This window comes from Massilia sp. W12 (assembly GCF_037300705.1).
Taxonomy (GTDB): domain Bacteria; phylum Pseudomonadota; class Gammaproteobacteria; order Burkholderiales; family Burkholderiaceae_D; genus JACPVY01.
Window position 1 is genome coordinate 4,775,002 of record NZ_CP147776.1, and the last position, 23,981, is coordinate 4,798,982.

Genomic DNA, 23,981 nt, shown 5'->3' on the forward strand with positions numbered 1-23,981 from the left:
AGGCATGAGTATTCTGATCAAAAACGGCAAGCTGATTGATCCCGCGCAGGGTTTGTGCGGGATGTATGACATTTTTATTGAAGAAGGCAAGATTGCCGCCCTGACGGCCGCCGGCAGCGGGAATATCACGGCGCGTGAAGAAATCGACGCCGCCGGCCTGGTGGTCGCACCCGGTCTGGTGGATCTGGCGGTGCGCCTGCGCGAACCCGGCTACGAGCACAAAGCCACGCTGGAATCGGAAATGCAAGCCGCGATTCAAGGCGGCGTCACCAGCCTGGTCTGTCTGCCGGACACCGAGCCGGTATTGGATGAACCCGGCCTGGTGGAAATGTTGAAATATCGCGCCAGCAATTTACACCAGGCGCGCGTGTACCCGCTCGGCGCTTTGACGGTCGGCTTGAAAGGCCAGGCTCTAACCGAGATGGCCGAGCTGACTGAAGCCGGCTGCGTCGGTTTTTCCCAGGCCGAAACGCCGGTGCAGGACACTGGCGTATTGTTGGGCGCGCTGCGCTATGCCGCGACCCATGGCTACACCGTCTGGCTGCGCCCGCAAGACGCCTTCATCGGCCGCAGCGGGGTGGCGCACGCCGGCCCGTATGGCTCGCGCATGGGCTTGCCGGGCGTACCGGTGATTGCCGAAACCATTGCTTTGCACACCATTTTTGAATTGATGCGCACCACCGGCGCGCGCGTGCATTTATGCCGCCTGTCCAGCGCCGCCGGCCTGGAACTGGTGCGCGCGGCCAAGCAAAGCGGTTTGCCGCTGACTTGCGATGTCGGCATTCACCATGTGCATTTGATGGATACCGACATCGGCTACTTCGATCCGAATGCGCGCTTGAATCCGCCGCTGCGCAGCCAGCGCGACCGCGACGCCATCCGCGCCGCGCTGGAAGATGGCGTGATCGACGCGATTTGCTCCGACCACACGCCATGCGACGATGATGAAAAAACCCTGCCCTTTGGCGAAGCCACGCCCGGCGCCACCGGTCTGGAATTATTGCTCTCGCTGAGCTTGAAATGGGCGCAGCAAAGCGCCGCCGTAGGTGAAAAAACCGATGCGCAAATCGCGCGCGCCTTGCGCAAAATCAGTTGCGATGCGGCGCGCGTGGCCGGCTTGCCGGGCGGCTCGCTGGCGGTTGGTTCGAGTGCGGATATCTGCCTGTTCGACCCGGACGCCAGCTGGCGCGTGACGGCGCGCGAGCTGGCCAGCCAGGGCAAGCACACACCCTTCCTCGGCTATGAATTGCCGGGCCGGGTGATGGCGACCATGGTGGCGGGCCGCCTGGCGTGGCAGAGGGCGCGATGAAAAGCTGGCGTGCGCTGCGTATGGCCTTGCATTTAGTGTGGGGCCTGGCCAATTGCGCCTTACTCTTCCCCTGGATCAGTGAAGCGCGCCGGCAGCGGCGCACGCAAGCCTGGTCACGCCAATTGCTGGGCATTTGCAAGATCAAGCTGGAGGTGGTGGACGCCGGCGGCTTAGCGCAAGCGGAACAAGTCAACGGCGGCGAGATGTTGATCAGCAATCATGTATCGTGGCTGGATATTTTTGTGATCAACAGCATGAGCCCCTGCCATTTCGTGGCCAAGTCCGATATCCGCGATTGGCCGCTGGTGGGCTGGTTATGCGAAAAAGCCGGCACCATTTTCATTGCGCGCGGCAAGCGGCGCGACGTGCGCCGCATTTTTCAAGACATGGTGGCGCGCATCGAAGCCGGCGACCGCGTCGCCTTCTTCCCGGAAGGCACCACCAGCGCACAAGGGCAATTGCTGCCCTTTCACGCGAATTTATTTGAAGCCGCAATTGATGCCCGCGTGCCGCTGCAACCGCTGGCCCTGTCCTATCTCGACGCCCAAGGCGCGCCGGCTCCAGCGATAGAATTCACCGGCGACACCAGCTTCATGGACAGCATGTGGCTGATCCTGGCCAACCCCGGCATTACCGCACGCCTGCAAGTCTTGCCGCTGATTTCCACCATCCACGCCAACCGGCGCGATTTGGCGCGCACATCCTGGCGCGCCGTGGCGGGCGCGCTGCAGATTGCCGAGCAGGAGGGGGAGGAGCATGCGGCTTGACAGGTCTTAGCGCAGCGTCAAATGTGAAGTCGGGATTTTCAGTCCGCTGGCATTCAATCTGCGCCGCCGCGCCTGATCAATATGCACCCAGCCACTGGCAATCCAATGAAACTCCATGGCTGGCATGGGCTTAACTTGCGGCGTATTGCGCAACCATGCTTGCAGCCAAGCCAGCTTCTTCAGCACCGCATCCACTATAGCTATTCAGCCGATTGGCCTGCGGGAAGAGGCAGGCGGTTTGGGCAAATTCAGATTGCACCAGATTGTGCAATTTATCGCTGAATTCTCTGACCACGAAAGGATCGCCCGCACGAAATTCTTGAAACGAACGGGTTAAACCATCGCGCACCGCCATCACCCGCTGCGCCGGGATGTAAAACACAGATTCGCCATTACTGGCGCCGTTTTTACGGCGATCAAACAGCGTTTCCAGGTCAAAGCTTTTGCTCTCGGTGGCGACGCGGGTTTTGCCGCTGAACAAATACTGCATGCCCTCACCAAAATACAAATTCAAAAAACCCTTGCTGTCTTTACCCCAATCAATATTGAAGCGCAGAAATTCTTCACGCACCGCCGGCGCATCTGAGACCAGTTTGAACAACTGCCAAAACAAGCTTTTGCCACTGGCTTGCGGGCCAACGCTGATGTTTAAATCGCCCAACATGACTTGGGCTTGCTGAATCGGGCCGAAGTGTTTGAGGTGTAGCTGTTCCATATCTTGCGTTTCCGGTTGGTTTTGCATACGAGCAGGCTTGAGTGCGGATTTTACCAAGCAGCAGCGCCGGACAGCCCGGCCGCCATTTCACCCCGGCTTTTGATGCTGCCGACACTGCGCCTGCAACACCTTGCGGTCTGACAGCCGCACTGCGGTCAACGCACCGCCCCAGACGCAGCCGGTATCCAGCGCGAGCACGTCGGGGCGCTGCAGCAAACCCAGGGTGGACCAGTGCCCGCAGACCACCAAACTGCCTGTACTCTGGCGGCGCGGCACATCAAACCAGGGCATGAAACCGGCGGGCGCGCCATCCGCGCCCTCTTTCGTGGCGAAATCCATCACCCCTGCGGCATTGCAAAAACGCAGGCGCGTCATGCCGTTGATGATGCAACGCAGACGCGCCACGCCTTGCAAACTCTCATCCCAGCGGTCTGGCAAATTGCCGTACAACTCGCGCATCAAATCGCGCCAGTGCGGCCCTTGCAACACCACTTGCACCTCGGCCGCTAAGGCCAGACTCCGGGCAATGCTCCACTGCGGCAAGAGGCCGGCATGCACCAGCAGGCCGCCATTTGGCAGGGCCAGCGCAAGCGGGCGATGGCGCAGCCAGTCTATCCAGTCGGCTGCATCCGGGGCCTGCAAAATCTCATCAATCGTGTCGGAACGGTGGCTGCGCCCCACCCCGGCGGCGCGCGCCAGCAAGTGCAAATCATGGTTGCCCAGCACGCTCTCGGCGCGCGCGCCCAGTGCGCGCACGGTGCGCAGGGTGGCCAGCGAAGCCGGGCCGCGATTCACCAAATCGCCGGCAAACAGGATCTGCGCCGGGCCGCTTTCCTGCGCCTGAATCTGCGCCAACAGGCGTTCCAAATCATCACAACAGCCTTGCACATCGCCAATCAGCCAGGTATTCATCGCGCGCCCACAGAGCAAAAAAGGGATTGTAGCGCATGGCTTATGGACGTAACGCAGCGTTCACGGCGCAAGTCAGCGCAGCACGCATAACACTTACAAAGTACAAGTCACGCAAAGTTCAGTGCCAAACCGTCTTTATCCCCTACAATCACAGCCTTGGACTTTTAGCACAAGGTGGCAATATGATTTTCGTAACGGGCGGCGCTGGTTTTATTGGTTCCAATTTCGTGCTGAACTGGCTGGCGCAGCATCAAGAGCCGGTTTTGAATTATGACAAGCTGACCTATGCCGGCAATCTCGGCAATCTGGTTTCCCTGCAAGATGACGCGCGCCATCTGTTTGTGCAAGGCGATATCTGCGACCAGACGCAAGTGCTGGCGCTGCTGCAAACGCACCGTCCGCGCGCCATCGTGCATTTTGCCGCCGAAAGCCATGTTGACCGCTCGATCCATGGCCCGGAAGCCTTCATCCAGACCAATATCCAGGGCACCTTCTCCCTGCTGCAGGCGGCGCGCCAATTCCTGGCGCAGCAAGACGCTGAATTTCAGCAGGCTTTCCGCTTTTTGCATGTTTCCACTGACGAGGTGTACGGCACCCTGGGGCCGGACGATGCGCCGTTTTCCGAAACCACCGCGTATGCGCCGAACAGTCCCTATTCCGCCTCCAAAGCCGCCTCGGATCATCTGGTGCGCTCTTACCACCACACCTTCGGCCTGCCGACCCTGACCACGAATTGCTCAAACAATTACGGCCCCTATCATTTCCCGGAAAAACTGATTCCGCTGATGATCGCCAATGCGCTGGCAGGCAAGGCCTTGCCGATTTATGGCGACGGCCAGCAGATCCGCGACTGGTTGTATGTGACGGATCATTGCCGCGCCATTGAGCGCGTGCTGCAGGCCGGCCGGCCGGGTGAAACCTATAACGTGGGCGGCTGGAATGAAATGACCAATCTGCAAGTGGTGCACACCCTGTGCGATTTATTAGACCGCCTGCAGCCGCGCGCCGACGGAGCCAGCTACCGCCAGCAAATCACGCGCGTGGCCGACCGTCCGGGACATGACCGCCGTTACGCGATTGATGCGCGCAAAATCGAGCGCGAACTGGGTTGGAAGCCGCAGGAAACCTTTGCCAGCGGGATTGAAAAAACCGTGCAATGGTATTTGCAAAATCAAGCCTGGGTGCGCGATGTGCAATCCGGCGACTACATGAAATGGATTGACCGTAATTACAAGGGACGTGAGGCGTAAGATGGGGCAAGCACAACGCAAGGGGATTATCCTGGCCGGTGGTTCCGGCACCCGGCTGCACCCGGTGACGATGGCGGTTTCCAAGCAATTGCTGCCGGTGTACGACAAACCGATGATTTACTATCCGCTCTCGACCCTGATGCTGGCCGGGATTCGCGAGATTCTGATCATTTCCACGCCACAGGACACGCCGCGCTTCCGCGAGCTGCTGGGGGATGGACGCCGGTGGGGTTTGGAATTGTCGTATGCGGTGCAACCCTCGCCGGACGGGCTGGCGCAAGCCTTCATCATCGGCAAGTCCTTCATCGGCGATGATTTATCCACCCTGATCCTGGGCGACAATATTTATTACGGCCATGATCTGGAAGCCAAGCTGAGCGCCGCCGGCGCGCAAAGCAGCGGGGCCACGGTGTTCGCCTACCATGTGAATGACCCGGAACGTTATGGCGTGGTCGAATTCGACGCCGAGCGGCGCGTGGTCTCGATTGAGGAAAAACCGAAGCAGCCGAAATCGAATTATGCCGTGACAGGTCTGTATTTCTATGATCAGCAAGTGATTGAGATTGCCGCCGGAATCAAACCTTCAGCGCGCGGAGAGCTGGAAATCACCGATGTGAATCAGGCTTATCTGGAGCGCGGCGGTTTGAATGTGCAATTACTCGGGCGCGGCATGGCCTGGCTTGACACCGGCACCCACGAATCCTTACTCGAAGCCTCGCAATTCATTTCCACCATTGAAAAACGCCAGGGCTTGAAAATCGCCTGTCCCGAAGAAATCGCCTGGCGTAAAGGCTGGATTGACAGCGCGCAGCTGGAGACGCTGGCGCAAAGTTTGAAGAAGAACGCCTACGGGCAATACATGTTGCAACTGTTGGAGAAGGGGAATTGAAATGAAGGTCGTCACCACCCGTTTGCAGGATTTATTGCTGATTGAGCCGCAAGTGTTTGGCGATGCGCGCGGCTTTTTCTTTGAAAGCTTCAATCAGCGCAAATTCGCCGAGCTGACCGGCGTCACCCTGCCTTTTGTGCAAGACAACCATTCCAAATCGGCGCGCAATGTGTTGCGCGGCCTGCATTATCAGATCCAGCACGCGCAAGGCAAGCTGGTGCGCGTCACGGCTGGCGAAGTGTATGACGTGGTGCTGGATATCCGCAAAAGCTCGCCCACTTTCGGCCAATGGGAAGGGTTTCATTTGTCCGGCGACAACAAGCGCCAGGTGTGGATTCCGCCCGGCTTTGCGCATGGCTTCCTGGTGCTCTCGGAAAGCGCCGAATTTCTCTACAAAACCACCGATTACTGGTATCCGGAACACGAGCGCAGCATCCGCTGGGACGATCCGGCGCTGGGCATCGAATGGCCCTTGATCGGCGAGCCGGTGCTGTCCGGCAAGGACGCCGCCGGCCTGCCGCTGGCGCAAGCTGAGGTCTTCCCATGAAACCGAGAATTCTGGTGACTGGCGTCAATGGCCAGCTCGGCTATGAATTGCAGCGCGCGCTGCAAGGCTTGGGACAGATTATCGGGCTTGACCGGCATGCGCTGGATTTATCCAATCCGTCCCAGGTGGAAGAGCAGGTGCGCGCCATGCGGCCGCAGCTGATCGTCAATCCGGCCGCCTACACTGCAGTCGATAAGGCGGAAAGCGAAGCCGAACTGGCCTGGCGCATCAATGCCGAATCTGTCGGCGCCATCGGCCGCGCGGCCAAGGCTTGCGGCGCCGGGGTGATTCACTATTCCACCGATTATGTATATGACGGCGCGAAAGATGGCGTGTACCGCGAAGACGACCCCACCGCGCCGCTGGGCGTGTACGGGGCCAGCAAGCTGGGCGGTGAAGACGCCTTGCGCGCCTCCGGCGCGCCGCATCTGATTTTGCGCACCTCCTGGGTGTATGGCATGCGCGGCAAAAACTTTCTGCTGACCATGCTGCGCCTGATGCAAGAGCGCGAGCAATTGCGCGTGGTGAATGACCAGATCGGCGCGCCGACCTGGTGCCGCAGCATCGCCGACGCCACCGCGCACGCCTTAGCGCGCGCGCCGCTGGCCGACGCTGCGCAAAGCGCGGCCTGGTGGGAGCAGCATCAGGGCGTATATCACCTGACTTGTCAGGGCGCCGCATCCTGGTATGACTTCACCGCCGCCATCATGGCCTTGCGCCCGCCGCCACGCCCGGTTGATTTGCAGCCGATTCCAAGCAGCGCTTACCCGACGCCGGCCAAACGGCCAGCCAATTCACGCCTGGATTGCAGCAAATTCATGTCCCATTTTTGCGATCTGCCGGAATGGCGCAGCGCCTTGGAACTGTGCCTGGCCCCATGAGCGTCAGCGCCCTGGATTATCAAGACAAGCAAGCCGCGTATTTCGCCAATGCGCGGCGTGAAATCGCGCCGCTCCTGGCGCGTCTGCCGCAGCGCCCGATCCGCGTGCTGGAGCTGGGTTGCGGCAACGGCGCCACCCTGGCCTGGCTGCGCAGCCAGACCCCGGTGGAACACGCCAGCGGGGTTGAATTATTCGCCGACGCCGCACAACAAGCGGCGCAACAGGCCGAGCGCATTCTGCAAGGCAATCTGGAACAGATGCTGGAACAGGGCGCGCTGCCGTTTCAGGCCGGCGAGTTTGATCTGATTTTATGCATGGATGTTTTGGAGCACCTGGTCGATCCCTGGCGCGTCACGCGCGCCTGCGCCGGCTGGCTGCGTCCGGGCGGGCTGCTGATCGCCAGCATTCCCAATGTGCGCAACTGGCGCGCCCTGCTGCCGCTGCTGTTTGCCGCGCGCTGGGAATACAGCGAGGCAGGGATTTTGGATAGAACCCATTTGCGTTTTTTCACCGGGGCCAGCGCCCGCGCCCTGCTGACCCAGGCCGGCTTGCAAATCGACGATGCGCAGCGCCTGCCGTTTGCGGTATCGCCCAAAGCACGCTGGGCCAACCGGCTCAGCCTGGGCTTGCTGCGCGACTTTCTGACCCTGCAGTTTTTGCTCACCGCGCGCAAGCCCGGCCCCTGATTCTTCATGTCACGTCCCGCATTACCGCCGATGCTGGCGCGCTTATTGCAAAACGCCGGCTGGAATCTGTTTGGCCAGGCCGCACCGCTGGCCGCCGCGCTGTTCGCGATTCCCGTGCTGCTGCACAGCATCGGCAATCAACGCTTTGGCCTGCTCTCGATCGGCTGGATGCTGATCGGCTATTTCAGCCTGTTTGATTTCGGCCTCGGGCGCGCCCTGACCCAATTGCTGGCGCAGGATCTGGCGCGCGAAGACAGCACGCAAGAAGAGCGCAACGCCTGGCTGTGGAGCGCCCTGGCCTTGCTCGGCGGCCTCGGTCTGTTGGCCGGTCTTGCCTTGTGGCTGTGCACGCCCTGGATTGTCGGCAGCGCTTTAAAGATTGAGCCGGAATTGCGCGCCGAAGCCGCCGCCGGTCTGCCCTGGCTGGCGGCGGCCTTGCCGGCGGTGGTGATTTCCAGCGCCTTGCGCGGCGTGCTGGAAGCGCATCAAGCCTTCCGCCTCTTGAATCTGGTGCGCCTGCCGCTGGGTTTGCTGACCTTTCTGGCGCCGCTGGCGGCGCTGCCGTTTTCCAAAGAAATGCCGGCCTTGTTCGCCCTGTTGAGTCTGGCGCGGATTGCCTGCAGCGGCTTGATGCTGTGGGCCTGCATGCGCGTGCATGCCGGTTTCTGGCAAGTGCGGATTGAACGCGCCCGCTTCGCCCCCCTGCTGCGCTTTGGCGGCTGGATGACGGTCACGAATGTGGTCGGGCCGCTGATGGTGAATATGGATCGCTTCCTGATCGGCAGCCTGCTCAGCTTGAGTGCGGTGGCCTACTACACCACGCCGTTTGAAATGGTGACGCGCCTGTTGATCGTCGCCGGCGCGCTCTCGACCGCCTGCTTTCCACTGTTTGCGCAACACCACAGCCGGGGCGATTGGGACGCCTTACGCCTGACCTACCGTAAAAGCCTGCTCTGGCTGGCGCTCAGCCTGGGGCCGCTGTGCGCCGGCGTAGCGCTGTTGGCGCCATGGTTGCTGGAATGGTGGCTGGGCGCAGAATACGCCCAACACAGCAGCACGGTGCTGCGCTGGCTGGCGCTGGGTGTGTTCATCAATGGCCTGGCGCATCTGCCCTTCGCCCTGGTTCAGGGACTGGGACAGGCTAAAGTCACCGCCACATTCCACTTGCTGGAACTGGCGGCCTACCTGCCGCTGCTGTATGCTTTATTGCAAATCATGGGGATTGCCGGAGTAGCCCTGGCCTGGGTCTTGCGGGTCAGTCTGGACGCCCTGCTTTTATTTGTTTATAGCGCGCGCATCTTGCGCCCGCAGCAGCCGGAACACACATGACACAATTGGCGCAACGCGAAAAACCTGTGGTGTGCGCGGTGGTAGTCAGCTACCAGCCGCAGCCGGAGCGTTTGCGCCGTCTGTTGGAAACCATGGTGTTGCAAGCGAATGCGGTGCTGGTGGTGGACAATGGCAGCCGCGCCCAAAGCGCATTGCAAAACCTGGTGCAAGAGGCCGGCGCCTACTTTCTGCCGCTGGCGGAAAACATCGGTCTGGCGGCCGGTTTTAATCGCGGCATCGCTTGGGCCATGGCGCGCAACGCCAGCCACGTCATGCTGTTTGACCAGGACAGCGCGCCCACGCCCTCGATGCTGCGGCAAATGCTGTTCGCGGAAAACTGGATCTTGCAACAAGGCTTGCCGCTGGCCGCGCTGGGGCCGGCGTTTGTCGATGTCAAAACCCGCGTGATGGGCGATGTGATCGGCCCCGAAGCCTGGTTTACGCGACGCAAACGGCAACCCGATCTGGCCATGCTGATCCGCGCCGCCTATCTGATTTCTTCCGGCAAACTGATCCGCACCAGCGTCTTGCGCGAAGTCGGTTTGATGGATGAAAAACTGTTCATCGATGCGGTGGACACCGAATGGTGTTTGCGCGCGCGCAACCTGGGGCTGGAATGTTTTTGCGTCACCGACGCCATGATGCAACACGACTTAGGGGACAGCTCAACCAGCATAGGCAAACGCAAGATTGCTTTGCACAGTCCTTTGCGTCACTATTACATCATGCGCAATGCGATTTTATTGATGCGCATGGCGCATATCCCCTGGCGCTTTAAATGCACGGAAGCGTATAAAAGCCTGCGGCGCCTGATTGGCTGGACACTGCTGTGCCGGCCACGCCTGAAGCATTTACAATACATGTTGCGCGGGATTGTTGACGGTTTGCGCGGTAAAAGCGGCCCGGCGGATCGTCCGCCGGCGGATTCTGGTGGAGCATAGCAGCAGCATGAGCGATCTTATCTTGAGCATTTCCATTGTCAGCCATGGCCATGCGCAGCATGTGCAACAGCTGCTGGAAGATCTCGTGCATTGCGCGCCCGCCAACGCCGAAGTAATCCTGACCCATAATCTGCCGGAGCAGATCAGCTTGCCGCCCAAGCTGCCGTTTGCCATCAAACAGGTGCACAACCCGGCGCCAAAAGGTTTCGCCGCCAATCACAACCACGCTTTTTCACTCTCGCGCGGGGCGTATTTTGTGATCTTGAATCCGGATGTGCGCCTGCCGGAAAATCCCTTCCCGCAATTGTTAGCGCTGTTTGCACATCATCCCAAAGCGCTGGCCGCGCCGCTGATTGTGAATCAGCATGGCATGGTGGAAGACAGCGCGCGCAATTTTCCGACCCCGCTGTTATTGATGAAAAAAGCCGCCGGCAAGCTGTTCCGCTTCCGGCTGGCGCAAGACCAGGTGCCGGCCAAAGATGACTGGCTGATGCCGGACTGGGTAGCCGGCATGTTCATCATGGCGCCGCGCGCGGTGTATGAACATTTGCGCGGTTTGAATGAACACTATTTCCTGTATTACGAAGACGTGGATTTTTGCGCGCGCGCCCGTCTGGCCGGCTGCGACATCCTGGTCAACCGCAATGTGCGCGTGGTGCATGAAGCACAGCGCGACAGCCATAAAAAAGCGCGCTATCTGCTGTGGCATATGAAAAGCGCGCTCAAATTTTTCACCTCGCAGGCGTATTTGCGCATCAGCTGGCGCCGTCTGACCGGCGCATTGTGAGGCGGCCATGCGTATCTTAGTCACCGGGGCGCAAGGCTTCGTCGGCGCCGCCTTGTGCGCCAGCCTGCGCCAACAAGGCCACCAGGTCATGGCCCTTGCGCGCCGCCCGGCGCCCGATACCATTTGCCTCGAAATGGGGCCGCAGACCGATTGGTCGCCGCACCTGGCCGGGGTGGAGGCGATTGTGCATTGCGCCGCGCGCGTGCATTTGATGCAAGACGCGGCCAGCGACCCGCTGGCGGCCTATCGCGCCGCGAATTGCGCAGCCACCCTGCAATTGGCGCGCGCCGCCGCCGCCGCCGGCGTGCAACGTTTTGTCTTCCTCTCCAGCATCAAGGTGAACGGCGAAGAAAGCGCACAAGCTTACCGCGCCGACACCCCGCCGGCGCCGCAAGATCCGTATGGCGTCTCGAAATGGGAAGCGGAACAAGGCTTGCTGGCCTTGGCGCAGCGCAGCGCGCTGCAAGTCTGCATCATCCGCCCGCCCTTGATTTACGGCGCTGGCGTAAAGGCGAATTTCCGCCAGCTGCTGAACCTGGTGCGGCGCGGTTTGCCGCTGCCCCTGGCCAACATCGACAACCGGCGCAGCCTGCTGTATCTGGGCAATTTGCTGGATTTGATCAGCCTGTGTTTGCAACACCCGCAAGCCGCCAACCGCACCTTTTTAGCCAGCGACGGCGAGGATGTCAGCACGCCGCAACTCATCCGCACCATCGCCGCCGCCCAGGGCCGCAGCGTGCGCCTGCTGCCCTGCCCGCCCGCCCTGCTGGCGCTGGTCTGCCGTCTGCTGGGCCGCAGCAGCGCCTGGCAACGCCTGGCCGGCTCGCTGCAAGTCGATAGCAGCGCGGCGCGTGATTTGTTGGGCTGGACGCCACCGTACAGCATGGCGCGGGGGTTGCAGGAGATGCTGGCGGCGGAGCAAGCATCGCATTGAAAATGCGAACGGCGTCAGATTTCACGGGTATCGGCGCGGCTGACTCGAATTCCTTTTTGTATCCACCGCTGTCGGAAGCCGGCTTATCGCTGCGCTCAACCCAGCCTGCGATTTGGGCTGGAAGACGGCTGAACGGTCTTTGTTCCGATGATCTGCTGCAATCCGTTTGTAAGCTGCGCGCCTGGCGCGCCGACTAAACATCAAGCCGCCCCGCACTGGCATTTCCCGCTCTGCCGCGCTAAGCTGCATCAGTAAGCTTGACGATTTTTTCTATCCGGGATCAGTAAGCACATGGCAATTTCCGGCATTTCCGCGAACCCGTATTACGCCTATGCGCCCCCGGCGCAGGGCGGGGCGCGCACGCGCGAGGAAGGCGCGGCGGCGCAGCCGGAAAAAGTGGCAGGGGCGACGGCAGGAGCCGCCCCCACGGCGGCCCAGGCTGCCGCCGGTTTGCCGCCCGGTCAAAGGGTGCAAGCCGGCGCTGACAGCCAGGCCGCACGAAACAACACAGGGCGCAAAGCGGAGGAAAGCGGCGCGCCGCAAGCCAGGGATGAAGCGGGGAAAAAAGCCGACGCCGGCAGTGCGCGCAAAAGCGACGGCAGCGCATTTTCTGAAGAGGAATTGGCGCAAATCGCTAAATTGCAGGCGCGCGACCGCGAAGTGCGTCAGCATGAAATGGCGCATCTGGCCGCCGCTGGCGGCCTGGCCACCTCGGGCGCCAGTTTCAGCTATCAAAAAGGGCCGGACGGCGTGAATTACGCGATTGGCGGTGAAGTCAGCATCGACACCTCCAGCGGCAGCACGCCACAGGAAACGATTCAGCGCGCGCGCACCATCCAGGCCGCCGCGCTGGCCCCGGCCTCGCCATCCGGCGCCGACCGCGCCGTGGCGGCGGCGGCGCAGCAAATGGAATTGCAGGCGCGCGCCGAATTGGCCAGCAGCGCCATCAGCGCGCCGCAAGAAGACGGGGCGGAAACGGTGGGCGCAACTGAGGCCGCCAAAGAGGCGCAAGTCAAAGACCCGGCGCAAGTCGCGCGCGATGTGGCGCAAGCGCTGGCGGAAAGTCTGCCGCCGCCGGTGCAGGCGACGACGGCCAGCGGCAACGCGCCGCAAGCCGCACAAGCCGGCGTATCCGCGCCGGGCGCACTCAGTCCAGGACAGCGCGCCAATGCGCCTGAGAACACAAACCCCTTCCCGCCGCAACGCAACAGCCAATTGGCGCGCGCCTACGGCGATGAAGCGCCGCGCCAACCAAATCTGCGCGCCATTGCATAGGAATCAATATGGAACTGCAAGCCATCAGCAACCGCGCCACGCTGCAAGCCATCAGCAGCAGTCAAGCGCCAGCCGCGTTAAGCAGCGAAAAAAACCTGAGTGCAGCGGCGTGCGGCCCGGGGTGCGCATGTGACGCCTGCGCACCCGGCGCTGCCGCACTGGGCAGCGCAAGCGAACAAGTCAGTTTGAGCAGCCAGGGCTTGGCGCTGGCCGCTGGACAAGGGGTGGAAAAAACACAAAGCGCGCCGCCGCTGGCCGGTTTTTCCAGCCTGCTGCTGCCCAAGGCGCAGCAAGCGGCGCTGGCGTATCAAAGCTGAGCCGCTGCCGGCTTATTTTTCCACATAGGTTCCGGCTTTCAACTCCGGCCAGTTTTTATCCGCCGCCTGCACATAGCCAGGAATATCTTTTTGCCAGCGCTTGAGTACGCGCTGGCTCAAATTCAGATACAGCTTGCCATCCACCACTTTGAATGCCTGCGGATCAATTTCCGGCGCATAACCTTGCGCCACGCCATAGGCGCAATAGCCGCCGTATTGCGGCGCATATTTTTCCGGCTGTGCTTTGAAGGCGTCCAGATTGCTTTGGCTGGCGAAATGCCAGGTTGCGCCCTGCCAGACATGGCGCAGCTCGGGCTTGCCCTTGTGCGCTTTCTTTTCAGTGAAATAGGCAACCGGATCATAACCACGGATCGCCCCTTCGGCGGTGGAAAATACCGGCGCCACCGGCTGGCCGGCCCAGGCGCTGGCGCACAAAGTGAGCGCGGCGCCAAGTTGTGCAAAACGGGCAGTGGGATGGAAACAAATGCGCATAACAAGCTCCTGTGATCGGGTCTTGCTTGGTCGCGCCAACTGCGGCAAACCTTACAGCCACGCCGCAGATTCAGAGCAGATTTTCGAGCGCCTCAATATCCGCCGCCAAGTCCAAGGGCAGATAACACAGCACTTCCAGTTCGCGGTCGAGATAAATTTCGCGCCGGGGCCGCGTCTGGCTCAATTCCTGCATCACAGCGTCGCGCTGCTGCAGCAGGCTGTGAATGGCGGGGCGGTACAAGCTCAACAGGGCGCGCAATAATTGATTCACCTGGCGCACGCCGCGCCGTCCTTTGACTTGAAACGCATCCAGACCGCGCACGCTTTGCTGAAAGTTAAGCCATGGCCCTTTGCTGACCCAGCGATTAACGCAAAACAGGCCGGCGGGCTGGCCTTGCGCATCCATCGAGATCGCCAATAAATGCGCCGGCGAAATATTGCGGCCCGGGCGGGCGCGCTTGATGCCGGCTTGCTGCGGCAAAATGTATAAATGAAAATGCCCATGCTCTTCAAACGGGCGCAAGGCAGAGCTGTGCGCATGGTAAAAATATTGTGAGGCGTTGACCTCATCGCGCACGTCGGCATCGGGGTAATGCTGCCATTCGACAAACTCGCGTTCGCCGATCAGCGCTTGCACGGCCTGGGTTTCCTGTTGCGCCAATTCCTGCATGGCGCGCACCAGGGCGCAGGCGGCGCGCCAACAATCTTTCAGCTCACGGCGCGGCAAGGCCGCCCAATTGCGCCAGTGCGGCATCATCACGGGCAATTCTGCAAGGCTTAAGGCGCTCGGCGCGGCGGTGGAGATGGTGGCGGCGGTCATGACGGGGAAATGCAGGTGGAAAAAAGCCGGGGCGGCAAACCCCGGCTTTGGCGAACGGCGCGAGCCGGGCCGGCAAAATTACTTGGCCGGTGCGCAACCGGTTTTCGCGGTTGACGGCGAGCAGCTGGCCTTTTGGGTGGCTGGCGCGCAACCGGTTTTGCCGGCAGCTTTCTTCGGTGCGCAAGCTTTTTTAGGCGTACATGCCGCTTTCTTCGGGGCGCAAGCTTTTTTCGCAGCAGCACAGCTGGTTTTGGCGGCGCAACCGGTTTTGGCGGCGCAGCTGGCCGGGGACTTGGCTGCGCAGCTGGCCGGGGAAGACGCCACAGCCGGGGTGACGGTCACGGCAGCGGCGGCCACGACGGATGCGCCAACCACTTTCTTCAGAGTGCTGGAGAGGGAAGATTTCATTATTAAGCTCCTGTTGAACGGGAAACGCCTGTAGAGAGGCTGAGAAGATGAAACGCTGCAAATACTACTGATGTTTAGTCGCAGTTGCACGAAAATTCTTGCCTGATCAATCCAAATGATTCGCAAAAACAACGAAAATCTTGAGATTTCAAATAATGTTATAAAAATATTTTGATCCACATCAAATCAGTCGAATATTGCATGCTGTTTTTTGCTGCATGACACAACAGCTGCTTATGCCGATTTACGCAAAACAGCACGCTTGGCCGGATTGCCGGCGCAGTAAATCTGATTCAGACGCGCCGCGCATTGTGCAATAATCATGCGAGCCGTCAGCGCACGGCGCGTCAGGTGTATTTTCAGAACTTCCTTTTCGCACAGGACTGGCATGCATAAACATCGCAGCGTGGTCGATCTGAGCGACCCGATGGCCTTTTTTAAAAAGCTGCAGACCATCACCGCTAAAATCAACGCCACCAGCAAGATCGAGGAAATCATGCTCGATCTGTCAGAAGATATTTGCGAATTATTCGGCTGCGACCGCCTGACCCTGTACGCCCTGTCGCAAAGCCGCACGCACATCGAATCCAAGGTCAAAACCGGCTTGCGCAGTTTCAAAAATTTCAGCCTGCCGATTTCCGCCGCCAGCATCGCCGGCTTCGTCGCCCTGACGCGGCGCGTGGTGAATATCGCCGATGTATATGACGAAGGCGAATTGCGCGCACTCTCGCCGGAGCTGACCTTTATGCGCGACGTGGATCAGCGCACCGGCTACCGCACGCGCCAGATCATGGCGGCGCCGCTGGTGGATGAAGATGGCGGCGCGCTGCTGGGCGTGGTGCAACTGATCAATAACCGCAATCCGGGCCGCTTTTCCCCCATGATTGAAGACGGTTTGCGCGATTTGTGCGAAGTGCTGTCGCGCGTCTTTGCGCAACGCATTTTGCCGCTGCTGACGGTGCGCATGAAATATGACCCGCTGGTGGAAATCGGTTTGTTAAGCGGAGCCGAGCTGGCCCAGGCGTATCGCAATGCGCGTCTGAAAGCGCGCGATATGCAACAGATCTTGCAGGAAGATTTTCATTTGAGTTTGGCCGATATCGGCGCCGCACTGGCGACTTTTTTCAATACGCCCTACGAACCTTTCCGCCCGGAACGCAAGCCGCTTGCGCTGTCGCTGAAAAAATTCCGCCGCCCCTACTGTGAGCACAACCGCTGGCTGTTGCTGGATGATGATGGCGAATGCATCCGCATCCTCTCGACCGACCCGGCGCGGGTGCGCAATGCGCGCGTGGTGGAAAGCCTGTTTCCTCACCGCCGCCTTGAATATCTGGTCAGCACCGACCGCGAATTCCGCCTCACCCTGGATCAATATTTCGGCGGCGGCCCGATCACCGAAGAAGCGCATGCCGCCGGCTTATCGCCGGCCATGTCGGCAGCCGAAAACGCCCTGCTGACCCGTCTGTGCGGCATGCTGCACAAAGCCGCACAGGATATTCCCGGCTTGCAACTCGATGTGCGCACCGATTTATTGCGTATGGTGCGGCGCGCTGCGGATGATGGCAGTCTGGCCGGCATCCGTGGTCAATTAAGTTTTGATTTTTCCTACGAATTGCAGCCCCCTGCCGGGGCTGCCGATTCGCCCTCTGACTATTCTCACTGAGCGAGGCCATTGCATGAAAGTTGAAGACCAATCCCTCTTGCAAGATGCGCAAAACCAAGTCAACAGCCTGCAGCCGGGGCCGGATCAGATGAACCGGCGCGGCTTCATCCAGAGTACGCTGGGGGTCGGCTTTGCCGCCGCAGTTTTGCCGGTGGCGGCGCAAACCATGGTCAAAACCCCGGCTGAGGGCTTGTTAAGCGGTGAAGTGGTGATTGAAGTGAATGGCCACAAAATGCCGGTGTACCGGGCGCAGCCGGCAGGCAAGAGCAATTTGCCGGTGGTCTTGGTGGTGTCGGAAATTTTTGGCGTGCATGAGCATATCGCGGATGTGGCGCGCCGCTTTGCGCGCCAGGGTTATCTGGCGCTGGCCCCGGATCTGTTTGGCCGCCAGGGCGATCCGACCAAATACGGCACCGCCGCAGAAGTCATCAAAGAAGTGATTTCCAAAGTGCCGGATGCGCAAGTCATGGCCGATCTGGACGCCTGCGTGAGCTGGGGGCGCGCGAATGGCGGCAGCGATAAGCTGGCGATCACCGGTTTTTGCTGGGGTGGCCGGATTACCTGGCTGTATGCGGCGCACAATCCGGCGATCAAGGCCGGGGTGGCCTGGTATGGCCGGCTGGTGGGCGATAAAAACGCCAACAATCCCACGTTTCCGGTCGATCTGGCCCCAAAGCTGAGCGCGCCGGTATTGGGTCTGTATGGGGCCAAGGATGCCGGGATTCCACTCGACTCGGTGGAGAAGATGAAAGCCGCGCTGGCGCAGGGCAAGAGCAAGTCTGAATTCGTGGTGTATCCCAATTCCGGCCACGCCTTCCACGCCGATTACCGCCCGAGCTATGTGGAGGCGGATGCGAAAGACGGCTGGCAACGCGCGCTGGCCTGGTTTAAGCAACACGGGGTGGCCTGAAGCGGGATTCATGGCGAAGCGGCCTTGTGTTTATGGCGGGCAGGCTCCGCCTCCTTTGATTTTCAAGCGGCGCCGGGCGGCGGGGCGCCGGACGGGGGGGCGGCAAAGCTGATAGAATGACCGGTTTTGACCTGCCGCCGCAGGCTTGCACCCAGACTTTTGCAAGTTGGCCGCGCCGCCGCCCATGCCCGAATTGACGCCTGTTTTAAGCGCTATTTTGCTCACTACCCTGGTTGCCGGGGTGGTCAGCATTTCCGCTGCCGCCCTGTTTTCCTTCACCCTGCTGGCCAAGGTGGTGGAACGTATGGTCAGCTTGTCGGTCGGCATTATGCTTTCCACCTCTTTCTTGCACGCCCTGCCGGAAGCATTTGAACATGGCCAGGATGCGCGCGCCCTGTTCGCCTGCCTGCTGGGCGGCTTGTTTGCCTTCTTTTTACTGGAAAAAGTCGCCCTGCTGCGCCATTCCCATCACCACGAGGCCGACGGCCATCACCATGCGCACGGACATGATGCGCGCGAGGCCGGCAAGGCCGGGTGGATGGTTCTGGTAGGCGACAGCTTGCATAACTTCACCGACGGCATTCTGGTGGCCGCCGCCTTTTTAGCCAATCCGCAACTCGGCGTGGTCACCGGCCTGGCCATCATCGCCCACGAAATCCCGCAGGAAATCGGCGACTTCATTGTCTTGCTCAACGCCGGCTTTTCACGCCGGCGCGCGTATTGCTATAACCTGATTTCCAGCCTGATGGCGGTGGCCGGCGGCGTGCTCGGCTATTACACCCTGGCCCAGGCCAGCCAGATGATTCCGTATGTGCTGGTGCTGGCCGCATCTGGCTTTATTTATATTGCGGTGTCCGATTTAATGCCGCAAATGCAACGCCGCGCCACTCTGCGCGAAACCATTCCGCAAGTGTTGTTGATCTCGCTGGGCGTGGCGCTGGTGCTGGGTTTATCGCATTTACGTCACTGAGGAATACCTCGTATTGCACAGCAACAAGCTGCGCCCGAAGGCAGGCCACACTGATTTATGCGCAAAACATCGCTTTGCCTGATGCGCTGCAGCAGCGAATTTCATGGTCAAGCGTCAGAATGTTGCTGATAATCATGATAAACCGGTGGCCAATTCTGGCGTCAAGCCGCCCTGGCTGCCGGTCTCGAACTCCCCTTGGTTTTGCGCAATTCCGCCCCCAATACATGGCAAGGAATGGGCGCTTTGCCCTGGTTTTCAGGATGCACTATGACAAAACGAAAATTGACGCTGCAACACGCGTTAAAAGAAGCCGTGGTCGGGCCGACGCCTGATTTGCTGGCCTTTTCCACCAGCTGGCTGTCGCTGCGCGACGCGCCGCGCGGCGATGGGCGCCCGGTGCTGGTCCTGCCCGGCTTTTTATCCGGCGATATGCCGACCTGGCCGCTGCGCCAATTCCTCTCCGGCCTGGGCTACCACTGCTGGCCCTGGGGTCTGGGTTTGAATCTGGGCGTGTCTTCGGCCTATGAATACGATATCGAAGCGCTGATCGAGCACCGTTTAAAAGAAATCTGGATGGAAGCGTCTGACCAGAAAATCAGCGTGATCGGCTGGAGCCTGGGCGGGGTGTATGCGCGCGAGCTGGCGCGCAAGTATCCGCACCTGATCCGCGATGTGATCACGCTGGGCAGCCCGATCAACGGCAATCCGGCGGAATCCAGCATCACCCGTCTGTATTCCTGGGTTACGCGGATGCAGGTGCACGATGCGGACTACCAGGAAAAAATCCGCCAGGCCACGCAACCGGTGCCGGATGTGCCGGTGACGGCTTTCTACAGCCCGGATGACAATATCGTGCCGCCGCAATGCGCGCGCGAAACGCCGGGGCCGCTGACGCAAAATATTGAAGTCGATTGCACTCACACCGGTTTCGGCTTTTCCGCCCTGGTGTTTTATCTGGTGGCGCACCGCTTAGCCGCCACGCCGGGCGAGCCGATTGACGCCGAAAGCTTGAAACGCCGCTTCCGCGATCAGCGCCTCCCGTTTTCACTCGGGCGCTGGCTGCCGTTTTCACAGGTGCAATCATGATCCCGGTGAGCAGCAGCGAAGAGCTGCTGATGCGCCTGGAAAACGCGAATATGCCGATGCATGTCTCCAGTCTGACGATTTACGATCCGGGCAGCGCGCCCGGCGGCAAAGTCGGCTTCAAAGACATCATGCGTTTTTTCAGCGAGCGCCTCTACCGCAGCAAGGTATTCCGGCACAAACTGGCCCCCGGCCCGCTCGGCCTGGGCAATGGTTTTTGGGTGGAAGATCCTGAGTTTGATATTGAATTTCATCTGCGCCATATCGCCCTGCCCAAACCCGGCGACTGGCGCCAGTTTTGCATTCAAGTCGCGCGTCTGCATGCGCGCCATCTCGACACCAGCCGCCCGCTGTGGGAATGCTATGTGATCGAGGGCTTGGACAATATTCCCGGCGTTCCCAAGGGCAGTTTCGCCCTGTTCATGAAAACCCATTACGCGGCGATGCATGGCGCGCCCGGCGCACAGCTGTTAGCCGCATTGCACGAACTGTCGCCGGATGCGCGCGCCTCGGCGCCGAAACAGGGTTATGCGCATGAGCTGCCCGGCATGCGCGATATGCTGATGGCGTCGGCCAGCAACAGTTTGCGCTGGCCCTTGCGTGTGGCGCACTATATGAACACCTATTTTTCACCGCTCAAAATGTATGCCGGCGGCAAGCTGGGCGAATGGCTGCGCCCCTGGCGGCGCAATGCCGAACAAAGCGCGCCGCCGACGCCGTTCAACGCGCCGGTTTCGCCACACCGCGTATTTGAGGCAGTGAATATTGATTTACCGCAAATCGCCCGCGTGCGCGAGCTGGTCGAAGGCGCGAACAGCAATGATGTGCTGATCTGCGTGATTGCCGGCGCGCTGCGTCAATATCTGGGCGGCAAGGGGCTGCTGCCGCCGGCATCCCTGCTGGCCGAAGCGCCGTTCACCAGCCGCTCCGAGATGCGCATCAACTCCATGCGCAAGCTGGCTGACAGCGCAGTCATGGCCTTGCATACGGATTGCGCCGATCCGCTGCAACGCTTGCGCCAGATCGTGGCGGAAACCCGGCACGGCAAGCAAAATTTCCAATCCTTTCTCGGCAAGCGCTTATTGCTGGACGCCACCGATCTGGCCCCCAGCGTCTTGATCAAAGGGGTGGGCGAAGCGGTGCGGCGCAGCCGTCTGGCCAGTCATTTGCCGCCGCAATTCAATACCAGCATTTCCAGCATGCGCGGGCCGGATCTGCCCTTGTACATGAGCGGCGCACGGCTGGTCTCGTATTACGGCATGGATTTGGTGCACGATCTGTCCGGCCTGTCCCATATGATTTGTTATTTCGCCGGCCAGGCCAGCATCAGCGTGACCGCCTGCCGCAAATTGTTGCCGGACCCGGCGGCGTATGCCGCCTGCCTGCAACAATCCTGGCAGGAATTGCTGCAAGCCTGCCAGCATGAGGACGCCGCACCGGCGCCGGCGCCGAAACGGCGGCGCGTGCGCGCCAGCGTGGCGGGCGCGCCGCCGCGCCGGCGCAAAAATGCGGCTGTGGCGACACACGCATAATATCTGCAAGCCCGCACGCCAACCGCGCTGCGGGCTTGAGTTTATTATTAAAAAAATAAACACAGATAATTCACCGTTTTAAATCCATCCAGCCAGTTCAAATAAGCGCTAATAAACGCAGTTTCTATTATTTCCACGCGACAATTATTAATAGCAAATTCCAGCTCTTTCCATTAAGAAAATAAAAAGCGGATGATTGTTCATGATTGAACTTGATTCTATTTTTTGAACAATTTCATCCAATATGGCAAACGCCATGTTATTATTTTTACGCCCATCTGCATTCGGGCCTTCAGCCTTTCTGGAAACCGGAGTCGTTGCGCTGTCGTTGAAAGTCCCCCCGTCTGAGTAACCATCGTGCTGCGCGCGCTGCTTTGTTGCGCGCATTGATATTGCTTTAACGGTACGCACTGGAAAATGACAGTGCGGCTTTGATGTTTTCCTTTTCTTCAAGGAATCAGAATGAAAAAAATCCTTTTGCACGCAGCAGCATGCACTGTTGTCGCCCTTGCATTTCCCCAGATGTCCCAGGCAGCCGGCGTGACGGTCAGTTTTTCGCCGAATCCCGCTGTGGCTGGTCAAACCGTGCGCTTCACCTGGAGCAGCCGCATCGGCAGCATCTGTGAAATCGAAGGCGTGCCGGGCATTACGTTTGGCCGTCACAGCGGCAGCTACAGTTTCGTCGCCAGCGAAAACTTAAGCGCCTATGTGATGTGCGAATATGCCGACCGTTTCTATACCGGCTCATCGAATTTGACTGTGAGCAATTCCGCACCCAAGCCGGTGGTGAATGTCAGCTACTCGCCCAGCACCATCGTCAGCGGCCAAGCCACCACCTTCAGCTGGTCGTCCAGCAACGCCACCTCCTGCAGCACGCCGGCAGGCTCCGGCACTTCCGGTTCGACCGTGTTGTATCCAAGCAGCAGCCAAACCACCAGCGTGACATGCAGCGGGGCCGGCGGCTCGACCACCGCCAGCGCCAGCGTGACGGTGCAGCCGGCGGGCGGAACCCCGAGCGTCAGCTTGAACGTGTCGCCGACTTATCTGTACAACCCGGGCTCTGTCACGGTGAGCTGGAACTCGACCAATACCACCAGCTGCGATCTGGGTGGCGCCGTGAGCGGCAGCATCAATATGTATCGTTCTTACACCGATTACATTGATCAGACCTGTTATGGCCCGGGCGGCAGCGACACCGCGTCGGTGCTGGTGACGGTGCAAGGCACTCATATCCCGCTGCTGCCGCAAGGCATTCCGCAAACCGATCAAGACATCCCGCAAACCGATCTGGCTGCGCTCGGGATTGATCTGAAACGCCCGGGCATGTTCTGGCGTCGCCTGAATCTGAATCGCGATGGCGATAAAGATCTGATCGTGGTCGATTCACAACGTCAAGTGGCGTACATCCTGCTCGCCCAAAATGGCCGCTATCCGCGCATCAATAAGATTGTGCGTCTGGTCAGCGCCTTGAGCGATATCAAGGCTATCCACGTACCTGCAAACGGCGGCCCGATCCGCGTCCGTGTGGAACGTTGATCGATCCTGCTTGACTTGCCTGGCTCGCCAGGCTTGTAACAAAAACGGGGACATGGTTTGCGCCATGTCCCCGTTCACATTTCCAGCGCCGGCGCTGCGCCCATCACTTGGTGAACAAACGCTCCCGTTTGGTGTGGGTATAACCCAGGCGTCCGTCTGACAGCCATTGCGCCGTCACCACCATACCGTACACGGTGGAACCGGCCATGGTGTGCTGGCTTTTGCTGCTCAAACCGTAATAACTTTTGCTGCCGCCGCCGTAATTGGCGTGTGCCACGCTGAATTGCATCCGCATCGCATTCACCAGCTGGCTGCCGGCGGCGTGGCCGTTTTTATCCATGCTGTACAAATGATTCGCAATCCAGCCTTCTTCCATCTGGTTGTAGTCAGGCGGTAAAAACGCACTCCAGGTCAGTCCCGCGCCCGGCCCTTTGGCTTCCACAATCATGAATTCATATTTGCCTGTGCCCAGATCTTTGGCCCAGATCTGATCGATGCCTGTGCCGGAATGCAGATGAAAGCCCCATAGCATCTCAAATCCGGGGAATTTTTCCAGCATGCAGATGGCAGTCGCAGCCTCGCCCACGCACTCGGTCAACACCGAATCTTGCGCCGGAATCAGCATCTTATTGGTGACGGCATTGAAATGCTGGCGCACTTCGGGATCAGCGCTGATGCCGCTCACATCCTGGGTCAGCGCCTGCCAGGTCTTGACGCAGGAAATATCCAGCCAGGCGAAAGGAAGCTGCACGATATTGCCGCTGGCGTTATTAAAATTCGGCATCTTGCTCGCATCGTCATAATATTTGACCGAGGCGTGCTGGCCGGTGAAAGGCCAGGCAGTCAGCGGCGGCGCGGCATTGGTGCGCCCCTGCGCCTGATGCGGATTGAAAATCTTGGGTTTTTTATGCACCGTCACATCATATTCAAAGGTTTCTTCGTCATAACGTGACTCCATCTCATGATAATCAGTGCGCTTTTTGGGGCGGGTGGAATAGCCGGTGGAAGATGTCATGTGCAACTCCTGT

At 60.0% G+C, this 23,981-nt stretch carries 26 protein-coding genes; 20 read left to right on the top strand and 6 right to left on the bottom strand.

Annotated features, from left to right (window positions below):
• Nucleotides 1–4 precede the first annotated feature (4 nt).
• Nucleotides 5–1,309, top strand: coding sequence for a dihydroorotase (locus tag V8J88_RS19430; protein WP_338845886.1), 1,305 nt, complete (start codon nucleotides 5–7; stop codon nucleotides 1,307–1,309).
• Complete coding sequence (locus V8J88_RS19435; RefSeq protein WP_338845887.1) at nucleotides 1,306–2,076, top strand: lysophospholipid acyltransferase family protein; 771 nt, start codon at nucleotides 1,306–1,308, stop codon at nucleotides 2,074–2,076. The genes V8J88_RS19430 and V8J88_RS19435 overlap by 4 nt, the downstream gene beginning before the upstream one ends.
• Before the next feature lie 130 nt (nucleotides 2,077–2,206).
• On the opposite strand, the gene V8J88_RS19440 is transcribed toward V8J88_RS19435, so the two are convergent.
• Nucleotides 2,207–2,791 carry a hypothetical protein gene (locus V8J88_RS19440; protein WP_338845888.1) on the bottom strand — a complete coding sequence of 195 codons (585 nt, stop codon included), beginning with the start codon at nucleotides 2,789–2,791 and terminating at the stop codon, nucleotides 2,207–2,209.
• Nucleotides 2,792–2,878: 87 nt separating this feature from the next.
• Complete coding sequence (locus V8J88_RS19445) at nucleotides 2,879–3,703, bottom strand: symmetrical bis(5'-nucleosyl)-tetraphosphatase (protein ID WP_338845889.1); 825 nt, start codon at nucleotides 3,701–3,703, stop codon at nucleotides 2,879–2,881.
• 182 nt (nucleotides 3,704–3,885) lie between these two features.
• On the opposite strand from V8J88_RS19445, the gene rfbB reads away from it, so the two are divergent.
• The 11 genes from rfbB to V8J88_RS19500 all read left to right on the top strand — a co-directional run bounded on the left by rfbB (nucleotide 3,886) and on the right by V8J88_RS19500 (nucleotide 13,539).
• Nucleotides 3,886–4,953 (top strand): dTDP-glucose 4,6-dehydratase, encoded by a 1,068-nt coding sequence (gene rfbB / locus V8J88_RS19450; protein ID WP_338845890.1) that lies wholly within the window; start codon nucleotides 3,886–3,888, stop codon nucleotides 4,951–4,953.
• 1 nt (nucleotide 4,954) lies between these two features.
• Nucleotides 4,955–5,842 (top strand): glucose-1-phosphate thymidylyltransferase RfbA, encoded by an 888-nt coding sequence (rfbA, locus tag V8J88_RS19455; protein ID WP_338845891.1) that lies wholly within the window; start codon nucleotides 4,955–4,957, stop codon nucleotides 5,840–5,842.
• A gap of 1 nt (nucleotide 5,843) precedes the next feature.
• Nucleotides 5,844–6,389 carry a dTDP-4-dehydrorhamnose 3,5-epimerase gene (gene rfbC, locus V8J88_RS19460; protein ID WP_338845892.1) on the top strand — a complete coding sequence of 182 codons (546 nt, stop codon included), beginning with the start codon at nucleotides 5,844–5,846 and terminating at the stop codon, nucleotides 6,387–6,389.
• Nucleotides 6,386–7,270 (top strand): dTDP-4-dehydrorhamnose reductase, encoded by an 885-nt coding sequence (gene rfbD / locus V8J88_RS19465; protein ID WP_338845893.1) that lies wholly within the window; start codon nucleotides 6,386–6,388, stop codon nucleotides 7,268–7,270. The genes rfbC and rfbD overlap by 4 nt, the downstream gene beginning before the upstream one ends.
• Nucleotides 7,267–7,956: a class I SAM-dependent methyltransferase gene (locus V8J88_RS19470; protein ID WP_338845894.1), complete on the top strand. Its 690-nt coding sequence runs from the start codon at nucleotides 7,267–7,269 to the stop codon at nucleotides 7,954–7,956. The genes rfbD and V8J88_RS19470 overlap by 4 nt, the downstream gene beginning before the upstream one ends.
• A gap of 6 nt (nucleotides 7,957–7,962) precedes the next feature.
• Complete coding sequence (locus tag V8J88_RS19475) at nucleotides 7,963–9,285, top strand: flippase (protein ID WP_338845895.1); 1,323 nt, start codon at nucleotides 7,963–7,965, stop codon at nucleotides 9,283–9,285.
• Nucleotides 9,282–10,226 (top strand): glycosyltransferase family 2 protein, encoded by a 945-nt coding sequence (locus V8J88_RS19480; protein ID WP_338845896.1) that lies wholly within the window; start codon nucleotides 9,282–9,284, stop codon nucleotides 10,224–10,226. The genes V8J88_RS19475 and V8J88_RS19480 overlap by 4 nt, the downstream gene beginning before the upstream one ends.
• A gap of 7 nt (nucleotides 10,227–10,233) precedes the next feature.
• Nucleotides 10,234–11,013 (top strand): glycosyltransferase, encoded by a 780-nt coding sequence (locus V8J88_RS19485; RefSeq protein WP_338845897.1) that lies wholly within the window; start codon nucleotides 10,234–10,236, stop codon nucleotides 11,011–11,013.
• 7 nt (nucleotides 11,014–11,020) lie between these two features.
• Nucleotides 11,021–11,947, top strand: coding sequence for an NAD-dependent epimerase/dehydratase family protein (locus V8J88_RS19490; protein ID WP_338845898.1), 927 nt, complete (start codon nucleotides 11,021–11,023; stop codon nucleotides 11,945–11,947).
• Between the two features lie 291 nt (nucleotides 11,948–12,238).
• The gene (locus V8J88_RS19495; protein ID WP_338845899.1) at nucleotides 12,239–13,222 is read left to right on the top strand and encodes a putative metalloprotease CJM1_0395 family protein; all 984 of its coding nucleotides are present in this window, start codon (nucleotides 12,239–12,241) and stop codon (nucleotides 13,220–13,222) included.
• A gap of 8 nt (nucleotides 13,223–13,230) precedes the next feature.
• Complete coding sequence (locus V8J88_RS19500) at nucleotides 13,231–13,539, top strand: hypothetical protein (RefSeq protein WP_338845900.1); 309 nt, start codon at nucleotides 13,231–13,233, stop codon at nucleotides 13,537–13,539.
• Nucleotides 13,540–13,551: 12 nt separating this feature from the next.
• Here V8J88_RS19500 and V8J88_RS19505 read toward each other — a convergent pair whose 3' ends face one another.
• Together V8J88_RS19505 and V8J88_RS19510 are read right to left on the bottom strand one after the other, a co-directional pair.
• Complete coding sequence (locus tag V8J88_RS19505; protein WP_338845901.1) at nucleotides 13,552–14,031, bottom strand: YHS domain-containing (seleno)protein; 480 nt, start codon at nucleotides 14,029–14,031, stop codon at nucleotides 13,552–13,554.
• Between the two features lie 70 nt (nucleotides 14,032–14,101).
• Nucleotides 14,102–14,851, bottom strand: a complete 750-nt coding sequence (locus V8J88_RS19510) for a hypothetical protein (RefSeq protein WP_338845902.1) — start codon at nucleotides 14,849–14,851, stop codon at nucleotides 14,102–14,104.
• Here V8J88_RS19510 and V8J88_RS19515 point away from each other — a divergent pair.
• The 6 genes from V8J88_RS19515 (at nucleotide 14,850) to V8J88_RS19540 (ending at nucleotide 21,417) form a co-directional block, all read left to right on the top strand.
• Nucleotides 14,850–15,293, top strand: coding sequence for a hypothetical protein (locus V8J88_RS19515; protein ID WP_338845903.1), 444 nt, complete (start codon nucleotides 14,850–14,852; stop codon nucleotides 15,291–15,293). The two genes, V8J88_RS19510 and V8J88_RS19515, sit on opposite strands and share 2 nt — an antisense overlap.
• Before the next feature lie 354 nt (nucleotides 15,294–15,647).
• Nucleotides 15,648–16,922 carry a GAF domain-containing protein gene (locus tag V8J88_RS19520; protein ID WP_338845904.1) on the top strand — a complete coding sequence of 425 codons (1,275 nt, stop codon included), beginning with the start codon at nucleotides 15,648–15,650 and terminating at the stop codon, nucleotides 16,920–16,922.
• Nucleotides 16,923–17,010: 88 nt separating this feature from the next.
• Nucleotides 17,011–17,832, top strand: a complete 822-nt coding sequence (locus tag V8J88_RS19525) for a dienelactone hydrolase family protein (protein ID WP_338849938.1) — start codon at nucleotides 17,011–17,013, stop codon at nucleotides 17,830–17,832.
• A gap of 184 nt (nucleotides 17,833–18,016) precedes the next feature.
• On the top strand, nucleotides 18,017–18,802 hold the full coding sequence (locus V8J88_RS19530; RefSeq protein ID WP_338845905.1) for a ZIP family metal transporter: 786 nt from the start codon (nucleotides 18,017–18,019) through the stop codon (nucleotides 18,800–18,802).
• Nucleotides 18,803–19,069: 267 nt separating this feature from the next.
• Nucleotides 19,070–19,888, top strand: coding sequence for an alpha/beta hydrolase (locus V8J88_RS19535; RefSeq protein WP_338845906.1), 819 nt, complete (start codon nucleotides 19,070–19,072; stop codon nucleotides 19,886–19,888).
• Nucleotides 19,885–21,417 carry a wax ester/triacylglycerol synthase family O-acyltransferase gene (locus V8J88_RS19540; protein WP_338845907.1) on the top strand — a complete coding sequence of 511 codons (1,533 nt, stop codon included), beginning with the start codon at nucleotides 19,885–19,887 and terminating at the stop codon, nucleotides 21,415–21,417. Before V8J88_RS19535 ends, V8J88_RS19540 begins: the two co-directional genes overlap by 4 nt.
• A gap of 147 nt (nucleotides 21,418–21,564) precedes the next feature.
• On the opposite strand, the gene V8J88_RS19545 is transcribed toward V8J88_RS19540, so the two are convergent.
• Nucleotides 21,565–21,900, bottom strand: coding sequence for a hypothetical protein (locus tag V8J88_RS19545; RefSeq protein ID WP_338845908.1), 336 nt, complete (start codon nucleotides 21,898–21,900; stop codon nucleotides 21,565–21,567).
• A gap of 39 nt (nucleotides 21,901–21,939) precedes the next feature.
• Between V8J88_RS19545 and V8J88_RS19550 the strand changes: the two genes are divergently transcribed.
• Entirely contained in the window at nucleotides 21,940–22,953 is a 1,014-nt protein-coding gene (locus V8J88_RS19550; RefSeq protein WP_338845909.1) for a hypothetical protein, read from the top strand.
• Between the two features lie 103 nt (nucleotides 22,954–23,056).
• Here V8J88_RS19550 and V8J88_RS19555 read toward each other — a convergent pair whose 3' ends face one another.
• A complete protein-coding gene (locus tag V8J88_RS19555; RefSeq protein WP_338845910.1) occupies nucleotides 23,057–23,968 on the bottom strand; it encodes a hypothetical protein in 912 nt (303 codons plus the stop codon).
• Nucleotides 23,969–23,981: the final 13 nt, after the last annotated feature.